We start from the raw sequence: 17,002 nt of genomic DNA on the forward strand, positions 1-17,002 counted from the left end.
GCCGCCCGGCGGTCGCTGGCGCGGATCGCCGCGGCAGCCAGTGGCCATGGGCGCCGCTGGCATGGAATATGATGGGGACCGGCGGCGGCCATGGCCCTCCGGGACCGTGGCCGCCGCCTGCCTCACCGATTGGACGCCGATCACCCATGTCCCTCCGCACCCGCTTCTGGGCCGAACTGCGCTGGCCCGAATTCCGCGACCTGCCCGCGAACACCGTAGCCGTCCTGCCGGTGGCGAGCATCGAGCAGCACGGGCCGCACCTCCCCGTCTCCGTGGACACGACGATCAACCAGGGAGTCGTGGCGCGCACCCTCTCGCTCTGCCCGCCGGAACTGCCGGTGCTGGTGCTGCCGACCCAGTGCGTCGGCGTCTCTGTCGAGCATCTGAGGTTCCCGGGCACGCTGACCACCACGCCGGAGACGCTGCTGGCCCTGGTGACGGATATCGGCGCCTCCGTGGCGCGCGCCGGGGTGAAGCGGCTGGTCGTCGTGAACAGCCATGGCGGCAACGTCGCGACGCTGGACCTCGCCTGCCGCCGCATCCGCATCCAGAGCGGCATCCTGGCGCTGAACGCCATGTGGGCGCGGATGGGCAAACCGGACTCGCTACGCGATCCGGTGGAGAGCAAGTACGGCATCCATGCCGGGCAGAGCGAGACGGCGCTGATGCTGCGCCTGGCGAAGCAGGACGTGGACATGGGACAGGCGCGCAACTTCGTCAGCAACTGGCAGCGGATCGAGAATGCCTTCCCCGCCCTGGCCCCGGACAAGGGCGCGCCGCTGGGCTGGCAGGCGCAGGACCTCAACCCGGCCGGCGCGGTGGGCGATGCCTCCAAGGCGACGGAGGAGCTGGGCGAGGAGGTCCTCCAGCATGCCGGCACGCTGATGGCCGGGCTGTGGCAGCAGGTCGCCGCCTTCGACGTCGAGGCCTGGCTGGGCAACGCGCCGGATGCCGGCTGACGCCGCCGCGCACGACATCGCCGGCCTGCTCGCCGCCCTGCCGGGGATCGAGGCCAGCACCGACCGCGCCCTGGTCCGGCAGAAATCACGCGACTTCTTCTGGTACTCGCCGATCCTGAAGGCGCAGCTCAACGCGAAGTCGGGCGAGGCGGTGCTGCGCCCGCGCGACGAGGCGGAGGTGCTGCGCATCCTGACCGAGGCCCGCGCCCGTCGCATCCCCGTCACCGCCCGCGGCGGCGGCACCGGCAATTACGGCCAGTGCGTGCCGCTGGCGGGGGGCATCGTCCTCGACATGACGGCGATGGCGGCTCCCCTCTCGCTGGAGGGCGGGGTGGCGGAGGCGGAGCCGGGGATCAAGCTGATCGACCTCGACCTCTGGGCGCGGGAGCGGGGGTGGGAGCTGCGGCTCTGGCCCTCGACCAAGCGCACCGCGACGCTGGGCGGCTTCGTCGGCGGCGGCGGCGCAGGGGTCGGCGGCCTTGCGCATGGCACGATGCGCGAGCGCGGCAACCTGCACTCCGTCCGCGTCGCCACCATGCAGGACCCGCCGGCGGTGCTGGACCTGGCGGGCGACGCGGCGGCGCCGGTGAACCGGACCTACGGCACCACGGGAATCCTCACCCGCATCCGCCTGCCCCTGACGCCCGCGCAGGACTGGCGCGACGTGGCCATCGCCTTCCCCGACTATCCCTCGGCCGGGCGCTTCGCCCTCGCCTTCGCCCATGCCGACGGCATCCCGAAGAAGATGGGCGGCATCTTCGACGCCATCCTGCCGCCCTACTTCAGGGCGCTGGCGCCCGTGGTGCCGGAGGGGCACTCGCTCGCCCTGGTCATGGTCGCGCCTTCCGCCCTGATCGCGCTGCGCGAGCTGGCGGCGGATCACGGCGGCCGGATCGTGGCGGAGCAGGACACGGTGGCGGCGGAGCGCGACCCGGACGCCACGCCCTTCTACGAATACTGCTGGAACCACACGACGCTGCAGGTGCTGAAGCAGGACAAGGGCGTCACCTACCTGCAATGCCGCTTCCCCTTCGAGGACCCGCTGCGCGCCATGGAGGCGGTGCGGACGCGCTTCGCCGGGGAGGTCTGGATGCATGCCGAATGCAACCGCTTCGGCGGCCGCATCGCGCTCACCGCCCTCCCCGTGATCCGCTGGAAGGACGAGGCGCGGCTGGGCGAGATCATGGCGGCGTTCGAGGCGGAGGGCATCGCGATCGCCAACCCGCACACGGTCACCATCGAGGACGGCTCCGCCTATCGCCGGGTGGAGGGCGACCAGCTCGGCTTCAAGACGATGGCCGACCCGCTCGGGCTGCTGAACCCGGGCAAGATGCGGAGCTTCGCGCCGTGAGCGTCGCCGCCGCGATGGCCGACCTGCCGGGCATCGAGTGGCTGACCGATCCGGCGCTGGTGCGGCAGAAGTCGCGCGACTTCTTCTGGTACTCGCCCGTCCTCAGGCGCCAGCTCAACCGCGTGACGGGCGAGGCCGTCGCCGTCCCGAAGGACGAGCGCGAGGTGGCCGATCTCCTCGCCGCCGCCTGGCGCCACGACGTGCCCGTGACGGCGCGCGGCGCGGGGACGGGCAATTACGGCCAGGCCATGCCGCTGCGGGGCGGGATCGTGCTGGACCTCTCCGCCATGGACCGGGTGCTGTGGACGAAGCCGCATGCGGTGCGGGTGCAGCCGGGCGCGAGGCTGATCGACCTGGACGCCGCCACGCGCGCGGCGGTGGGGGGAGAGCTGCGCTTCCACCCCTCGACGAAGCGCACCGCCACCATCGGCGGCTTCGTCGCCGGCGGCTCCTCCGGGATCGGCTCCGTCACCTGGGGGACGCTGCGCGAGGCGGGGAACATCCTCGGCCTGCGGGTGCTGACCTGCGAGGCGGAACCGCGCGCGCTGGAGCTGCGCGGCCCGGAGATCCAGCAGGTCAACCATGCCTACGGCACCAACGGCATCATCACCGAGCTGGAGATGCCCCTCGCGCCCGCCGCCGAATGGATCGACCTGGCCGCGGCCTTCCCCACGCTGATGCAGGCAGCGCGCTTCGCCGACGCCTTCACCCGCCTCGACGGGGTGGTGAAGAAGCTGGCCTGCGTCGTCGGTGCGCCGATCCCGCAGGACCACTTCCGCAACCTGGGCGCGGCGGTCCCGGCCGGGCACAGCGTCGCGCTGCTCATGGTTGCGGCACCCTTCCTCGACGACGTGCTGCCGCTGCTCGCCCCCTTCGGCGGGGCGCTGTTGCGGCAGGTGCCCACGGAAGAGGCGGAGGTGCCTCTCTACGAGCATTCCTGGAACCACACGACGCTCCAGGTACTGAAGACGGACCGCTCCGTCACCTACCTCCAGACCCTCTGCCCCGCCCCGGACCACCTGGCGCGGATCGCCGCGCTGGAGGCGCGCTTCGGCGACGAGGTGCCGCTGCACCTGGAGTTCGTGCGGCTGGGCGGCGAGGTCTGCGCCTTCGCCCTCCAGCTCGTGCGCTTCTCCGGCGAGGAGCGGCTGGCCGAGATCATCGCGGGCGTGGAGGCGGAAGGCTGCCCCGTCTTCGACCCGCACGCCTTCACCCTGGAGGCGGGCGGGATGAAGCGGGTGGACGAGGCGCAGCTTCGCTTCAAGCGGATGACCGACCCGAAGGGGCTGCTGAACCCGGGCAAGATGGCCGCCTGGGACGACCCGGAGTGGCGACCCGGCCGACCGCAGGCGATCCATCTGTTCGAGACGAACCTGCCCGCCCCGGCCGAGGAACCCGGGTAGCGACGGGGGTGCCTCCTACCCCTTCTCCTCCACGCTGGTCTGGGCGATCTGGTACGCCCCGCCGTTGAGCCGCGCGGCGGTCGCGTGGCCCAGCGCCACGGCGCCGATGCACAGCACGGCGGAGGCGACCACGTTGATGGCGGCCCGCCCCACCGCGCCGCCACGCAGCAGGTCCAGCGTCTGGAGGCTGAAGGAGGAGAAGGTCGTGTACCCCCCGCACAGTCCGATCATGACGAAGAGCCGGAGGTTCTCGGAGACGGGGAAGCGCCCCTGCGCCAGGGTCAGCGTGCCGAACAGGCCGATGACGAAGGATCCGGTGACGTTGATCAGGATGGTGCCCCAGGGCAGGTCGCGGCTGATCGGCAGCGTCAGGATCGAGACGAGATAGCGCGCCAGGGTGCCCAGCGCGCCACCGAGCATGACCAGCAGGCAGGTGGTGAAGGACATGCGCGCTCCTGTTCCATGACGGGCACGGCCACCCGGCGGACGCAGCAGGAGTCACCGACCCGGCGGGCGGCTCCGGGCGAACCCCACCCCCTTCCCACGCATCATGGCGCCGGGCCCGGGGGCGGGCAAACCGGGCCTGTCCGCGCGGCTGCCGCCTCCGCCACGCGGGACGGTGCCGCCCGGTTCAGAACCTCGCCATGGCCGCGCGCACGCGGCCCAGGAAGGCGTCGCAGCGTTCCGGGGTGGCCCGGTTCATGTCGTACAGCGCGTGGTACCGCACCCGCGCCCGCCCGCCGGTGATCATCCGCAGGTAGCGCGTGACCACCTTGCGCGGCGGGTCGCCCATGGCGATGGCGGTCAGCCGCGGCCGGCCATAGGTGGAGATGCCGGCGATGCGGCGGATGTTGGTCAGGGCGGGCCGCGCCTTGCCGTCCACCAGGTCGAAGGACACGCCGGGGATCATCACCCGGTCGAGGAAGCCCTTGAGGATGGCGGGCAGGCCGAAGCACCAGGTGGGGAAGGAGAGGACCAGCGCCTCCGCCCGCTCCAGCCGCTCCACATAGGGCGCGACGGGGGCGCGGTTGAGCGACAGGTCGTGGTAGTCGCGCCGCTCGGCCGGGCTCAGCACGGGGTTGAAGCCCTCGGCATACAGGTCGCAGAGGTCGACCGCATGCCCCGCCCGCCCCAGCCCCTCCAGCGCCGCATCGCGGATGGCCGCGTGGAAGCTGTCCGGCAGCGGATGGGCGTAGAGGTAGAGGACGCGCATCAGCCGCGCCGGCCCCGGATCACCGCGATGTCGTCCTCGCCCAGCGCCACCGGGGTGCCGCGCCGGATCAACTCGGCGAAGCCCTCGTTCGGCGCCATCAGCGTCAGGCAGTAGAGCTTGCCCGGCCCGGGGTTGCGCACGACATGCTCCACCCCGGGGCGCAGCACGAAGGAATCGCCCGGCCCGATCGGCTGCTCCACGCCATCCGCCACGGCGACGCCCTGGCCGGCCAGGACGAAGAACATCTCCTCCGCCTCGGCATGGGAATTGGGCGGCGTGGCGCCGCCCGGCTCGAAGATCTCCACCACCAGGGTGAAGGAGACGCCGTCGGCCAGCGGATCGTAGAGGCAGGCGAAGTAGTTCGTGTCGCCGGGCGAGATGCGGAAGGCCTCCAGCGCGGCGGGACTCTTCGCGACGAAGGGCTGCGTCATCATGGCGCGCCGGCGCCCCGGCCGTTGCCGGCGGTCCCGCCGTATCGGATGATCTGCGGCAGCATGCGCGTCCTCCTCGTCTTCAGCCATCCGCGGGCCGACAGCTATTCGGCGGCGCTGCGGGACACGGTCCGTGGCGCCTTGCAACGGGCAGGCCATGCGGTGGAGCTGCGCGACCTCTACGCCGAGGGCTTCCAGCCGGCGCTCACGGCCGCGGAGCGCGGCCGCTACCACGACATCCCCGGAAACCTGGCCGGGGTGGAAGACCACGTCGCCGCCCTGCGCGAGGCCGATGCGCTGGTCCTGGTCTACCCCACCTGGTGGTACGGGATGCCGGCCATGCTGAAGGGCTGGTTCGACCGGGTCTGGGCACCGGGGGTGGCCTTCCACCTCGGCGAGGGGGCGATCCGGCCGGGGCTGGCCAATATCAGGCGGATCGCGGTGGTCACCACCTATGGCTCGCCACGCTGGCTGCTGTGGTGGATCGGCCGGCCGGACCGGAAGGTCATGGCGCGGGCGATCCGGCGCCTGCTCGCCCCGGGCTGCCGGATGGACTGGCACGCGCTGACCGACATGGACCACAGGAAGCCGCCCGACCTCCGCGCCTTCCTGCGCCGCGTCGATGCCGCGTTCTCCCGCTGGTAGGCGCAGGATCCGGCAGATCATCCACACGTGATCGGCGGGCCCGGCCCTGATCCCGTCCCTCGGCCGGGCCAGCGGTTTCCCATGGCGGTGCCGCTCTGCTAGAGCCGGCCCCTCTCCCGGTGCCGAAGATCGCCTCCCTGCCCCTGGCCTGCCCCCGCCCCTCCATGACGCCGGCGGCCGACGGCGTGGCCCCGGGCGCGGGCTGATGCCGTGACGGTGCCGGGGATGGAAGCCGATATGCCCTGGACCGAGCCGGAGCGGCTGGCCGCGCTGCACCGCACGGGCCTGACCGGCACGGCTCCCGATGCGGAGCTGGACGCCCAGCTCCGGCTGGTGGCCGAGTTGCTCGACATGCCGCTCGCCGCGCTGCTGCTCGTGGCGGCGGACCGCATCTGGTCCAGGGCGAGCTTCGGCCCGGGCGCCGCAGCGCTAGCCGCCGATCCCCGCCTCGCCCGGGCCGCGCTGCACCGCGCGGACGGGCTGGTCGTCCCGGACCTCCGCGCCGCCGGGGCCACGTCCGGCCCGCGCTTCTGGGCCGCCATGCCGGTGCTCTCGGAAGGCATGCCGGTCGGCGTGCTGTGCGTCGCCGACACACGCCCCCACCCGGGCGGGCTCGCGGAACGGCAGGGCCGGCTGCTGGCCAACCTCGCCGACCAGATGGGGCTGCGCGTCGCGCTCCGCCGCGCCACGGCGCAGCAGGACGCGCTGCCGGCCGAGGCGGCGGAGGACGGCTCTCTGCAGCAGCAGACCATCGACAGCGCCATCGACCTGGCGATCATCAGCACCAGCCTGGACGGCCGGATCAAGGGGTGGAACAGCGGCGCCTCCGGGGTCTTCGGCTGGACCGAGGCCGAGATGCTGAACCGCCCCTTCGAGAGCCTGTTCAGCGAGGAGGAGCGGGCGGCGGGCACCCCTGCCGCCGAGATGCGGACGGCCCTCCGCGACGGACGCAGCACCGACGAGCGCTGGCAACGGCGCAAGGACGGCAACCGCTTCTGGGCTTCGGGCGAGCTGATGCCGCTGCGCGACGCGCAAGGCCGGCATATCGGCTTCCTCAAGGTGCTGCGCGACCGCACGCGGCAGCATCTGGAAGGCGAGGCGGTGGCAGCCCTCAACGAGCGTTACCGCCTGGCGCAGCGCGCCACCCGCGATGCCATCTGGGACTGGGACCTGCGCAACAACTTCGTCCGCTGGAACGAGGCGCTGGAGAGCGCCTTCGGCTGGCCGTCCGACACGGTGGAGCCGAGCGGGAGATGGTGGCTGCAGCAGATCCATCCGGACGACCGGGACGGGGTGGACCGCGGCATCCATGACGTGATCGACGGCGCGGGCACGAGCTGGACGGACGAGTACCGCTTCCGCCGCGCCGACGGCAGCTACGCCCATGTGCTGGACCGCGGCTACCTCATCCGCGACCCCGCCGGCCAGCCGCTCCGGATGATCGGCGCCATGCTCGACCAGACCGCGCAGCGCCGCGCCGATGCCGCTCTGCGCGACCGGGAGGACCGGCTGCGGCTGGCGACGACGGGGGCGCGGATCGGCACCTTCGACTACCGGGTCCGTCGCGACGACCTGACCTGGGACGACCGCTGCCGCGAGCTGTTCGGGGTGCCGCCGGGCGCCCCGGTCAGCTACGCCGGCACCTTCCTGGCCGGCCTGCACCCGGAGGACCGCGCGATGGCGGATGCGGCGGTCCGGCAGGCGCTCGACCCCGGAGGAAGCGGCCGCTTCGCCTGCGAGTACCGCACCATCGGCCTGACGGACGGCATCGAGCGCTGGGTCTCCGCCAATGGCGAGGCGCTGTTCGAACATGGCGAGCCCGTCCGACTGATCGGCACCGTCCTCGACATCACCGACCGCAAGCGCGCCGATGCGGCGTTGCGGGAGAGCGAGGAACGCTACCGCACCCTGTTCAACTCGATGGACGAGGGCTTCTGCGTCATCGAGTTCCTCGACGGCCCGCACGGGCCGCTGAGCGACTACGTCCATATCGAGGCCAACCCGGCCTATACGCGCCACGCGGGCATCCCGGACGTGGTGGGGCGAAGGCTGCGGGAGATGGTTCCGGCGGAGGCGGATGGCTGGATCGCGCTCTACAGCCAGGTGCTGCGCACCGGCACGCCGATCCACTTCGAGCGGGAGCTGGCGACGACCGGCCGCCAGCTGGAGCTCTCCGCCTTCCGCATCGAGCCACCGGAGCGGCGCCAGGTGGCCGTGGTGTTCCAGGACGTCACGGACCGCAAGCGGGCTGCGGTGGCGCTGAGGCGGATGAACGAGACGCTGGAGGCCCGCGTCGCCGCCGCGCTGGCCGAGCGCCGGATCCTCGCCCACATCGTCGAGGGCACGAACGCCTTCGTCCAGGTCATGGACCGGGACTTCCGCTGGCTGGCCATCAACGGCGCGGCCGCCGCCGAGTTCGAGCGCCTCTTCGGCGTCAGGCCGGAGGTCGGCGCCAACATGCTCGACCTCCTGGCGGATCGGCCCGGACCCCAGGCGGCGCTGCGAAAGGTCTGGGCCCGGGCGCTGGCGGGGGAGTCCTTCATGGAGGTCGTCAGCGTCGGCGAGCCGGCCCGGGCCTACGAGATGCGCTTCAACACGCTGCACGATCCGGAGGGCCGGCAGATCGGCGCCTACCAGTTCGTCTACGACGTCACCGAGCGGATGCAGGAGCAGGAGCGGCTGCGCCAGGCCGAGGAGGCGCTGCGGCAGAGCCAGAAGATGGAGGCGGTCGGGCAGCTGACGGGGGGTATTGCGCACGACTTCAACAACCTACTGACGGGAATCATCGGGGCGCTGGAGCTGCTGACGAACCGGCTGGCGCAGGGGCGGGTGGGGGAGGTGGAGCGCTACGTGCTGGCGGCGCAGGGGGCGGCGCGGCGGGCGGCGGCGCTGACGCACCGGCTGCTGGCGTTCTCGCGGCGGCAGACGCTGGACCCCAAGCCGACGGACGTGAACCGGCTGGTGGCGGGGATGGAGGAGCTGGTGCGTCGCACGGTGGGGCCGGCGATCGAGGTGGAGACGGTGGGGGCGGGGCGGCTGTGGCCGGTGCTGGTGGATCCGCCGCAGCTGGAGAACGCGCTGCTGAACCTGTGCATCAACGCGCGCGACGCGATGCCGCGGGGCGGGCGGCTGACGATCGAGACGGCCAACCGCTGGCTGGACGAGCGGGCGGCGCGCGACCTGTCCCTGGCCCCGGGGCAGTACGTGTCGCTGTGCGTCTCGGACACGGGGACGGGGATGAGCCGGGAGGTGAAGGCGAAGGCGTTCGACCCGTTCTTCACCACCAAGCCGCTGGGCCAGGGGACGGGGCTGGGGCTGTCGATGATCTACGGCTTCACCCGCCAGTCGGGGGGGCAGACGCGGATCTACTCGGAGCCGGGCCAGGGCACGATGGTCTGCCTCTACCTGCCGCGCCACCATGGCGGGGCGGAGGCGGCCGAGGCGGCCGCCGCCGCCAGCCCGCCGCCGCGCGCCGGGGCGGGGGAGACGGTGCTGGTGGTGGACGACGAGCCCACCGTGCGGATGCTGGTGATGGAGGTGCTGGAGGAGCTGGGCTATGCCGCGATCGAGGCGGGCGACGGGGCGGCGGGGCTGAAGCTGCTGCAGTCGGAGGCGCGCATCGACCTGCTGGTCACCGATGTCGGCCTGCCCGGGGGCATGAACGGGCGGCAGATGGCCGACGCGGCGCGGGTCACCCGCCCGGGGCTGAAGGTGCTGTTCATCACCGGCTATGCCGAGAACGCCGTCGTCGGCGATGGCCACCTCGAACCCGGCATGCACGTCATGACCAAGCCCTTCGCCATGCAGGCCCTCGCACAGCGCATCCGAAGCCTCACCGCAGACGCCTGACGCCGGCTACAGCATGTCCTCGTGCCGGCAGTTCACCAGCAGTTCCGCCACCACGGCCTCGTCCGGCAGGGTCAGGCAGGTCTCGATCAGCCGCGCCAGGTCGGCGGGCTGCGTCATGCGCTCGCGCGGCCAGCTGGTGACGTGGCCCGTCATGTCCGTCGCCACGAAGGAAGGGCAGACGGCGGTCGCGCGGATGCCCTGTTCCCAGCCGGCGCGCCGGACCTCGTGTGTCAGCGCCACCACGGCGAACTTGCCCATGGCGTAGCCGATGTTGCCGTTCTTCACCCGCTTGCCGGAAAGCGAGGCAAGGTTCACCACCCGCCCGTGCCGCGACGCCGCCAGATGCGGCCAGGCCAGCCGGATCAGCCGCAGCGGCCCCTTCACGTTCACCCGCCAGTGGGAATCGAGCGCCGTCTCGTCCGCATCGAAGAGCGTGGCGGGCGTGTTGATCCCCGCCGCGTTCACCAGCCCGTCGATCCGGCCGTGCCGCGCCAGCGCCTCCGCGACCCAGGCCTCCGCGCTCGCCAGCTCCTCCGCCTCGTAGCGGTACCGGGTGAGGCCGGGCCGCTCCGGCAGCGCCTCAGGCCGCCGGAGGCCGGCGGCGACGGTGAAGCCGCTCTCCAGCAGCCGCTCGACCACCGCCCGGCCGATGCCGCGCGCCGCGCCGGAAACCAGGACCACGCGGCCCTTCGGATCGAGCATCGGACCACTCCCCCGGATGGCGGGCCCGCCGCCACCTCACACCCGGAACACTGCGGCGCCGCACAGTGTCGCGGCAAGGCCGGGCGCGGGGTATAGCAGCCCTACACCCCCAGCACCGCGTCCAGCTCCCGCCAGTCCGGCAGCGCCGTCCTCACCACCCGGCCGCGCCGCAGCACGACCCGGTCCGATTGCGGGCGGGAGAGCAGCTCCGTCATCCCGCGCGCCCCGAACAGCACGAGGTCCGCGGGCAGGCCCGGCGCGATGCGGCCCCGCTCCGGCAGGCCCATCGCCTCGGCCGGGAAGCGCGCCGCCGCGGCGGGCCAGTCGGCGAAGGGGTGGTCCAGCTGCAGGATGCGCGCGCTCTCGCGGAACACCTCCAGCATGTCGTGGTCGCCATAGGCGTAGAACGGGTCGCGGCAATTGTCCGAGGCGACGGAGACCCGCACCCCCGCCGCGCGCAGCTCATGCACCAGCGTCACGCCGCGCCACCGGGGCGTGCGGCCCGGGGCGCGATCCTGCAGGTACATGTTGCACATGGGCAGGACGATGACGGACAGGCCGGCATCGGCGCAGGCGGCGATGGTCTCGTGCTGGTAGGCCTCCGGCATGATGGAGAGCGAGCAGCAATGGCCGCACTGCACCGGCCGCCTGAAGCCGCGCCGGACGATGGTGCGGGCGATCTCGCGCAGGGCGCGGGCGCCCGTCTCGCCGCTCTCGTCCACATGCAGGTCCAGCTCCAGCCCGCGCGCCTCGGCCAGGGAGAAGAAGCGGTCCAGCATCGGCTGGAAATCGGCGGGCAGCTCGTCATGCACCCCGCCCTGGAGGCGCGTGACCATGCCCAGCACGCCGCCGGATTCCGCCACCAGGTCGGCGATGGCCTCGCCGCTCTCGCCCAGGAAGCGGTCGAGCGGGGCGATGGAGGAGGCCTGGATCTCGATCCGCCCGGCCCATTCGTCCCGCAGCGCGCGGAAGACCCGCCAGGAGGTCGGGTTCTCCGGGTTGTAGGTCTCCAGATGGGTGCGGACCGCCACCGTGCCGTGGTGCTCGGCGCAGCGCAGGCCGAACTCGAAGCGGGCGCGGATGTCCTCGGCCGACCATTTCGCGCCGCGGTCGGACATCACCGCGTTCATCGCGCCGGCGAAGTCGCCCGTGGCATTGGGCATGCGCGGCCAGATATGGCCCTTGTCCAGGTGCTTGTGCCCGTCCACGAAGCCGGGCCAGACCTGCCCGCCGCGCATCGGCACGGCACCCTCCTCCGGCGCGGTGCCGGCGGGTTCGACCGCGGCGATCCGGCCGCCCTCGATGCGGAGGTCGCGGCGGACCAGCCCCTCGCGATCGGCCTCCGCCGCGTCCGGCGCGTCGAGGAAGCCGATGGAGACCCGCGCGTCGCGCAGCCAGTAGTCGCCGGTCGCGGGGATGACGTCGCGCAGCATCAGGGGGCCTCCCGCTTCATCGCGCTCTCGTGCCACGACCGCAGCAGCAGGTGGGAGACGAGCGACAGGACGAGGTAGATGGCGATCCCCGTCCCGGAGACCAGCACCAGCGCCGCGAACATGCGCGGGATCTGGAGCTGGTACCCCGCCTCCAGGATGCGGTAGGCGAGGCCGGAGGCGCGCCCGCCCGTGCCGGCCACGAACTCCGCCACGATGGCCCCGATCAGCGCCAGCCCGCCGGAGATTCGCAACCCCGCCAGGAAGTAGGGCATGGCGGAGGGCAGGCGCAGCCGGGTCAGCACCTGCCAGCGGCTGGCGCGGTAGAGGCGGAACAGGTCCAGCAGGTTGTGGTCGGCGCTGTTCAGCCCCAGCGTCGTGTTGGACAGGATGGGGAAGAAGGCGACGATCCAGGCGCAGATCAGCAGCGCCACCCGCACGTCGTCCACCCAGATGATGATCAGCGGCGCGATGGCCACGATCGGCGTCACCTGCAGGATGATGGCATAAGGAAACAGCGACAGCTCGATGATGCGCGACTGGGCGAAGAGGATCGCCAGCAGCAGCCCCAGCCCCGCCGCAACCACCAGTGCGGCGAAGGTGATCTGCAGGGTGGTCAGCAGGGAGACGGAGAGGGTGCCCCAGTCCCGCACCAGGGTCTGCGCGATGGTGAGGGGGCCTGGCAGGATGTAGACGGGCACCTGGTAGGCGGTGACCGCCCATTGCCATCCGCCAAGGAAGATCACGCCCAGCAGGGTGGGCGCCAGGATGCGCAGCCAGTCGTTCCGGTTCATGCGCTCAATGGTCCATCATAGGGACAGGCTGCCCCATCGCGGCGGAGAGGGCGTGCGACGCCTCGCGGCAATGCGCGGCATAGGCGGCCGAGGTGCGGAACTCCTCGCCGCGCGGATAGGGCTCGTCCACCGCGACATCCGCCGCGATCCGCCCCGGCCGGGCCGCCATGACCACGACGCGGCGGGAAAGGTAGACGCTCTCGAAGACGGAATGGGTGACGAAGACGGCGGTGAAGCGGTCGCGCTCCCACAGGGTCAGCAGGTCGTTGTTCAGCTTGAAGCGGGTGATCTCGTCCAGCGCGGCGAAGGGCTCGTCCATCAGCAGCAGGCGCGGCCGGGTGACGAGGGCGCGCGCGATGGAGACGCGCATCTTCATCCCCCCCGACAGCGCCCGGGGATAGGCACCCTCGAAGCCCGCGAGCCCGACCGAGGCCAGGGCGGCGGCGGCGCGCTCGGCCGCCGCCCCCTTGCCGATGCCCGCGAGGCGCAGCGGCAGCATCACGTTCTTCAGCGCGCTGGCCCAGGGCATCAGCGTCGGCTCCTGGAAGACGAAGCTGATCCCCTCCGCCCCGCCGCTGGCGGTGATGCGGCCCTCGCTGGGCGGGCTCAGCCCCGCGATCATGCGCAGCAGGGTGGACTTGCCGCAGCCGGACGGGCCGAGCAGCGAGACGAAGTCGCCATGCGCGATCTCCAGGTCCACCCCGCTGACGGCCAGCGTGCCGTTGCGGAACCGCTTGGCGACGCCCTGGGTCGAGACGGCCGAGGTGGCGCTCACGCTGCGCAGCGACCCGTCAGCCAAGGCCGACCTTCTTGTTCACGAAGTCCAGGCTGTAGGCCTTCTCGACATCCACCCCGGCGGGGATCACGCCCACGTCGCGCATGGTCTCGTAGAAGCTCTTCCACCGCGCCGCCGTCATGGCGCCGATGCCCGCCGTCAGCGCATCGCCCGACTGCACGATGCCCCGCTCGTTCATCACCTTGACCGCATAGGCGATCTTGGCGTCCGTCATCTCCGGGTTGTCGCGCCGGATCATCGCATTGGCAGCATCGACGTTCCTGCCGGCCAGGTATTCCGCCCAGCCCTCGATGCTGGCATCGACGAAGCGCTGCACCAGCTCCTTCTTCTCGGTCGCCATCTTCCGCGAGATGTCGATGGTGGTGTTGTAGTTCTCGTACCCCGCATCGGCGATCAGGTGGACCACCGGCTGCACGCCCTGCTCGATCGCGAGGAACGGCTCCGACGAGACGAAGCCCTGCATGATGGTATTCTTATCCGCCAGGAAGGGCGCGACGGAGAAGGTGTAGGGCCGGATCTGCTCGTCGGTGAAGCCGAACTTCGCGCGCAGGAAGGGCCAGTAGGTGACGCGGCCGGAGGCGCCGATCAGGATCGGCTTGCCCTTCATCGCCGGGAAGCTGTCGTTCCCCACCCCGGGATGGGCCATCAGGATCTGCGGGTCCTTCTGCATGATCGCGCCGATGCAGAGGAAGGGGATGCCCTCGCGCGCGTAGCTCAGCGCCTGGAAGCCGTTGGACATGATCATGTCCACCCGGCCGGCGAGGAGGAGCTGCGCCGGGTTCTGCTGCGGCCCGCCCATGCGCAGGTCGCACTCGATGCCGTGCTTCCTGTAGAGGCCGTTGGCGACCGCATGGTAGTAGCCGCCATGCTCCGCCTGGGCCCGCCAGTTGGTCTGGAAGCTGACCTTGTCCAACGCCTGGGCGCGCGGGCGGCTGGCGCCCACCGGCACCAGGGCGAGCCCGGCCGCGCCGGACAGCAGCGCGCGTCGTTCGATGCGGTAGCGCATGGATGGTCACTCCCCCAAAACACCCTGGCGAAACACCCAGGGCGACCTGCCCCCGGCCGACGCACGGCCGGCCGGCTCCCCGCCGTCGGTCCGGACAGCCTAGCAGGCGGCATGCCGCGCACCGCCCAGCGGGATGGGCACCGCACCCGGAACGGAATGGCCCGCACCCGGCTCATCCGCCATCCTGGGCGGCATTTGCCTCTGTTTTCATCACAGGTCGAGGGCGCCAACCTTGAACCCCCACCCGGCTATCCCTGGCACGCTTCTTGGTCTCGGATCGCGCCGTGCCCGACCTGTCCCTGCAACACCTCATCAAGCGTTACGGCGCCCAGACCGCCGTGGACGACCTCTCCCTCGACGTGGCGGAGGGGGAGTGCATCGCCCTGCTCGGCCCTTCGGGCTGCGGCAAGACGACCACGCTGCGCATGGTGGCGGGCTACATCACCCCCGATTCCGGCCATGTCCGGCTGGGGGGCCGGGCCATCGAGCGCGACCCGCCGCACAAGCGCAACATCGGCATGGTCTTCCAGGCCTATGCGCTGTTTCCGCACATGACGGCCGGCGGCAACGTCGCCTTCGGGCTGGAGACGCGCGGCCTCGGCCGGGCGGAGCGTGACCGGCGCGCGACGGCGGCGCTCGCCATGGTGGGGCTCGACGGCTACGCCGACCGCTACCCGGCGCAGATGTCGGGCGGGCAGCAGCAGCGCGTCGCCCTGGCCCGCGCCCTGGTGATCGAGCCGGACCTGCTGTTGCTGGACGAGCCGCTGTCGAACCTCGATGCCGGGCGGCGGGCGGAGATGCGGGCGGAGATCGCACGGCTGCGCCGCCGCGTGCCGGTGACGACGCTGTTCGTGACGCACGACCAGGAGGAGGCGCTGGCCCTCTCCGACCGGGTCGCGGTGATGCAGGCGGGACGGCTGGTGGAGCTGGCCGACCCGAAGACGCTGTCGGAACACCCGGCGCGGCTGTTCACCGCAGGCTTCCTCGGCGCGCGCACCGTGCTGCCGGGGCACGCGGAGGCCGGCCGCTTCGTCACCGCCGCCGGGCCGGTCGCCAGCCTGCCGGACGACGCCCCGCCCTCCCCCACCCATCTGGTGCTGCGCGCCGCCCGGCTGCGCCTGGCGCCGGCCGCGACGGAGGCGGTGGACGCCCTCTTCGCCACCGAGGGCACGGTGGCCGAGGCCGCCTGGCTGGGCGATTCCGTCTCCTACGAGATCGCGGCGGGCGAGGCGCGGCTGCGCGTGCTGCGCCCGACCACCGAGCCCGCCTTCCCCCCCGGCGCCCCCGTGCGGGTCTTCGCCGGCCCCGGGGCCGTCGCCTTCCTGTCCGAATCCGGAGAGAACCGATGACCGTCTCCCGCCGCCTGATCCTGGGCGCCGGCGCGCTGGCGCCGCTTCATTTCATCGCCCCCGCCCGGGCGCAGATCGCCCGCGGCAGCGAGCTGACCGTGGGCGTCTGGGGCGGCGAGCAGGAGCGCATCCTGCGGCAATACGTGGTCGGCCCGCTGGAGCAGCAGTACGGGGTGAAGTGCAACCTCGTCCTGGGCGGCACGTCGGAGCGGCGCGCCAAGGCCTATGCCGAGCGCGGTAACCCGTCCTTCGACATCATCTACCTGAACATCTCCGAGAGCCGCCGCGCGGTGAAGGACGGCGTCACCCAGGCGGCGACCGACCGCGTGCCGAACGCCGCCCACCTCTACGCGCCGGCGAAGCTCGGCGGCTACGGCGTCGCCTTCAACCCCGTGACCATCGTCTACGACAAGCGCAAGGTCGCGGCGCCGATGACCTCGTGGAAGGACCTCTGGCGCGACGACCTGAAGGGCAAGCTGATCTGGCCGAGCTATCCGGGCGCGCAGGGCACCTCGGCGCTGCTGATGGCCGCCAAGATCTGGGGCGGCAGCGAGACGAACATCGACCCCGCCTTCAAGCAGATCGCGGCGCTGCGGCCCTTCGCCGCGATCCAGGGCGGGCAGGACCAGCTCTATGCCATGTTCGACCAGGAGGTCGGCGCCGCCTCGGTCGAGTTCGGCTCCTTCACCCAGAAATACGCCGAGACGCGCAACCCCAACATCGTCATCGCCGACCCGACCGAGGGCCAGGTGATCGCGATGAACGTCGCCTGCATCACCGTGGGCAGCAAGAACCAGGCGCTGGCCGAGGCCTGGGTGAACCTGCATCTCGCCCCCGACTGCCAGCGCGCCTATGCCGAGCGCATCTACTACTCGCCGACGGTGAGCAACGTGGAGTTCCCGCCGGAGCTGGCGAAGAAGCTGGTGCTGGGCGAGCAGGTGAAGAAGCTGGTCGATTTCGACTGGGAGGTGGTGGCGCAGCAGGAGCCGCGCTGGTCCTCCCGCTTCACCCGCGAGATCGCCGGCTGACCCGGCGCTCCCCGCCCTTCCCGCCCCCGCCGGGGCTCCCGGCAGG

15 protein-coding genes are annotated in these 17,002 nt (G+C 72.1%); 7 read left to right on the top strand and 8 right to left on the bottom strand.

The genetic code is table 11. The features are described 5' to 3' along the window. Nucleotides 1-146: 146 nt before the first annotated feature. From LPC08_RS11120 to LPC08_RS11130, 3 genes are read left to right on the top strand one after another with little or no spacing between them, the layout of a single operon-like run. A complete protein-coding gene (locus tag LPC08_RS11120) occupies nucleotides 147-959 on the top strand; it encodes a creatininase family protein (protein ID WP_230452738.1) in 813 nt (270 codons plus the stop codon). After that, nucleotides 949-2,310: an FAD-binding oxidoreductase gene (locus tag LPC08_RS11125; protein ID WP_230452739.1), complete on the top strand. Its 1,362-nt coding sequence runs from the start codon at nucleotides 949-951 to the stop codon at nucleotides 2,308-2,310. Before LPC08_RS11120 ends, LPC08_RS11125 begins: the two co-directional genes overlap by 11 nt. Further along, nucleotides 2,307-3,713: an FAD-binding oxidoreductase gene (locus LPC08_RS11130; protein WP_230452740.1), complete on the top strand. Its 1,407-nt coding sequence runs from the start codon at nucleotides 2,307-2,309 to the stop codon at nucleotides 3,711-3,713. The genes LPC08_RS11125 and LPC08_RS11130 overlap by 4 nt, the downstream gene beginning before the upstream one ends. Before the next feature lie 15 nt (nucleotides 3,714-3,728). On the opposite strand, the gene crcB is transcribed toward LPC08_RS11130, so the two are convergent. The 3 genes from crcB to LPC08_RS11145 form a co-directional block, all read right to left on the bottom strand. Beyond that, nucleotides 3,729-4,160, bottom strand: a complete 432-nt coding sequence (crcB, locus tag LPC08_RS11135) for a fluoride efflux transporter CrcB (protein ID WP_230452741.1) — start codon at nucleotides 4,158-4,160, stop codon at nucleotides 3,729-3,731. Between the two features lie 184 nt (nucleotides 4,161-4,344). After that, nucleotides 4,345-4,926: an NAD(P)H-dependent oxidoreductase gene (locus LPC08_RS11140; RefSeq protein ID WP_230452742.1), complete on the bottom strand. Its 582-nt coding sequence runs from the start codon at nucleotides 4,924-4,926 to the stop codon at nucleotides 4,345-4,347. Continuing rightward, nucleotides 4,926-5,360 carry a cupin domain-containing protein gene (locus LPC08_RS11145; protein WP_230452743.1) on the bottom strand — a complete coding sequence of 145 codons (435 nt, stop codon included), beginning with the start codon at nucleotides 5,358-5,360 and terminating at the stop codon, nucleotides 4,926-4,928. The genes LPC08_RS11140 and LPC08_RS11145 overlap by 1 nt, the downstream gene beginning before the upstream one ends. 60 nt (nucleotides 5,361-5,420) lie before the next feature. Here LPC08_RS11145 and LPC08_RS11150 point away from each other — a divergent pair, with 60 nt between their 5' ends. After that, nucleotides 5,421-6,002: an NAD(P)H-dependent oxidoreductase gene (locus LPC08_RS11150; protein WP_230452744.1), complete on the top strand. Its 582-nt coding sequence runs from the start codon at nucleotides 5,421-5,423 to the stop codon at nucleotides 6,000-6,002. Between the two features lie 237 nt (nucleotides 6,003-6,239). After that, nucleotides 6,240-9,851, top strand: a complete 3,612-nt coding sequence (locus LPC08_RS26075) for a PAS domain S-box protein (protein ID WP_255702324.1) — start codon at nucleotides 6,240-6,242, stop codon at nucleotides 9,849-9,851. Between the two features lie 6 nt (nucleotides 9,852-9,857). Here the strand turns inward: LPC08_RS26075 and LPC08_RS11170 are convergent, their stop codons facing one another. The 5 genes from LPC08_RS11170 to LPC08_RS11190 form a co-directional block, all read right to left on the bottom strand. Next, nucleotides 9,858-10,553: an SDR family NAD(P)-dependent oxidoreductase gene (locus LPC08_RS11170; RefSeq protein ID WP_230452745.1), complete on the bottom strand. Its 696-nt coding sequence runs from the start codon at nucleotides 10,551-10,553 to the stop codon at nucleotides 9,858-9,860. A gap of 101 nt (nucleotides 10,554-10,654) precedes the next feature. Further along, nucleotides 10,655-11,986, bottom strand: a complete 1,332-nt coding sequence (locus tag LPC08_RS11175; protein WP_230452746.1) for a cytosine deaminase — start codon at nucleotides 11,984-11,986, stop codon at nucleotides 10,655-10,657. After that, the gene (locus LPC08_RS11180; protein WP_230452747.1) at nucleotides 11,986-12,777 is read right to left on the bottom strand and encodes an ABC transporter permease; all 792 of its coding nucleotides are present in this window, start codon (nucleotides 12,775-12,777) and stop codon (nucleotides 11,986-11,988) included. Before LPC08_RS11180 ends, LPC08_RS11175 begins: the two co-directional genes overlap by 1 nt. A 4-nt stretch (nucleotides 12,778-12,781) precedes the next feature. Next, on the bottom strand, nucleotides 12,782-13,576 hold the full coding sequence (locus LPC08_RS11185) for an ABC transporter ATP-binding protein (RefSeq protein ID WP_230452748.1): 795 nt from the start codon (nucleotides 13,574-13,576) through the stop codon (nucleotides 12,782-12,784). Further along, nucleotides 13,569-14,579 (bottom strand): ABC transporter substrate-binding protein, encoded by a 1,011-nt coding sequence (locus LPC08_RS11190; protein WP_230452749.1) that lies wholly within the window; start codon nucleotides 14,577-14,579, stop codon nucleotides 13,569-13,571. The genes LPC08_RS11185 and LPC08_RS11190 overlap by 8 nt, the downstream gene beginning before the upstream one ends. Before the next feature lie 284 nt (nucleotides 14,580-14,863). Here LPC08_RS11190 and LPC08_RS11195 point away from each other — a divergent pair, with 284 nt between their 5' ends. Together LPC08_RS11195 and LPC08_RS11200 are read left to right on the top strand one after the other, a co-directional pair. Beyond that, nucleotides 14,864-15,928 carry an ABC transporter ATP-binding protein gene (locus LPC08_RS11195; protein ID WP_230452750.1) on the top strand — a complete coding sequence of 355 codons (1,065 nt, stop codon included), beginning with the start codon at nucleotides 14,864-14,866 and terminating at the stop codon, nucleotides 15,926-15,928. After that, nucleotides 15,925-16,956, top strand: a complete 1,032-nt coding sequence (locus tag LPC08_RS11200) for an extracellular solute-binding protein (RefSeq protein WP_230452751.1) — start codon at nucleotides 15,925-15,927, stop codon at nucleotides 16,954-16,956. Before LPC08_RS11195 ends, LPC08_RS11200 begins: the two co-directional genes overlap by 4 nt. Nucleotides 16,957-17,002 lie beyond the last annotated feature (46 nt).

It is taken from the genome of Roseomonas sp. OT10 (assembly GCF_020991085.1).
GTDB lineage: Bacteria > Pseudomonadota > Alphaproteobacteria > Acetobacterales > Acetobacteraceae > Roseomonas > Roseomonas cutis.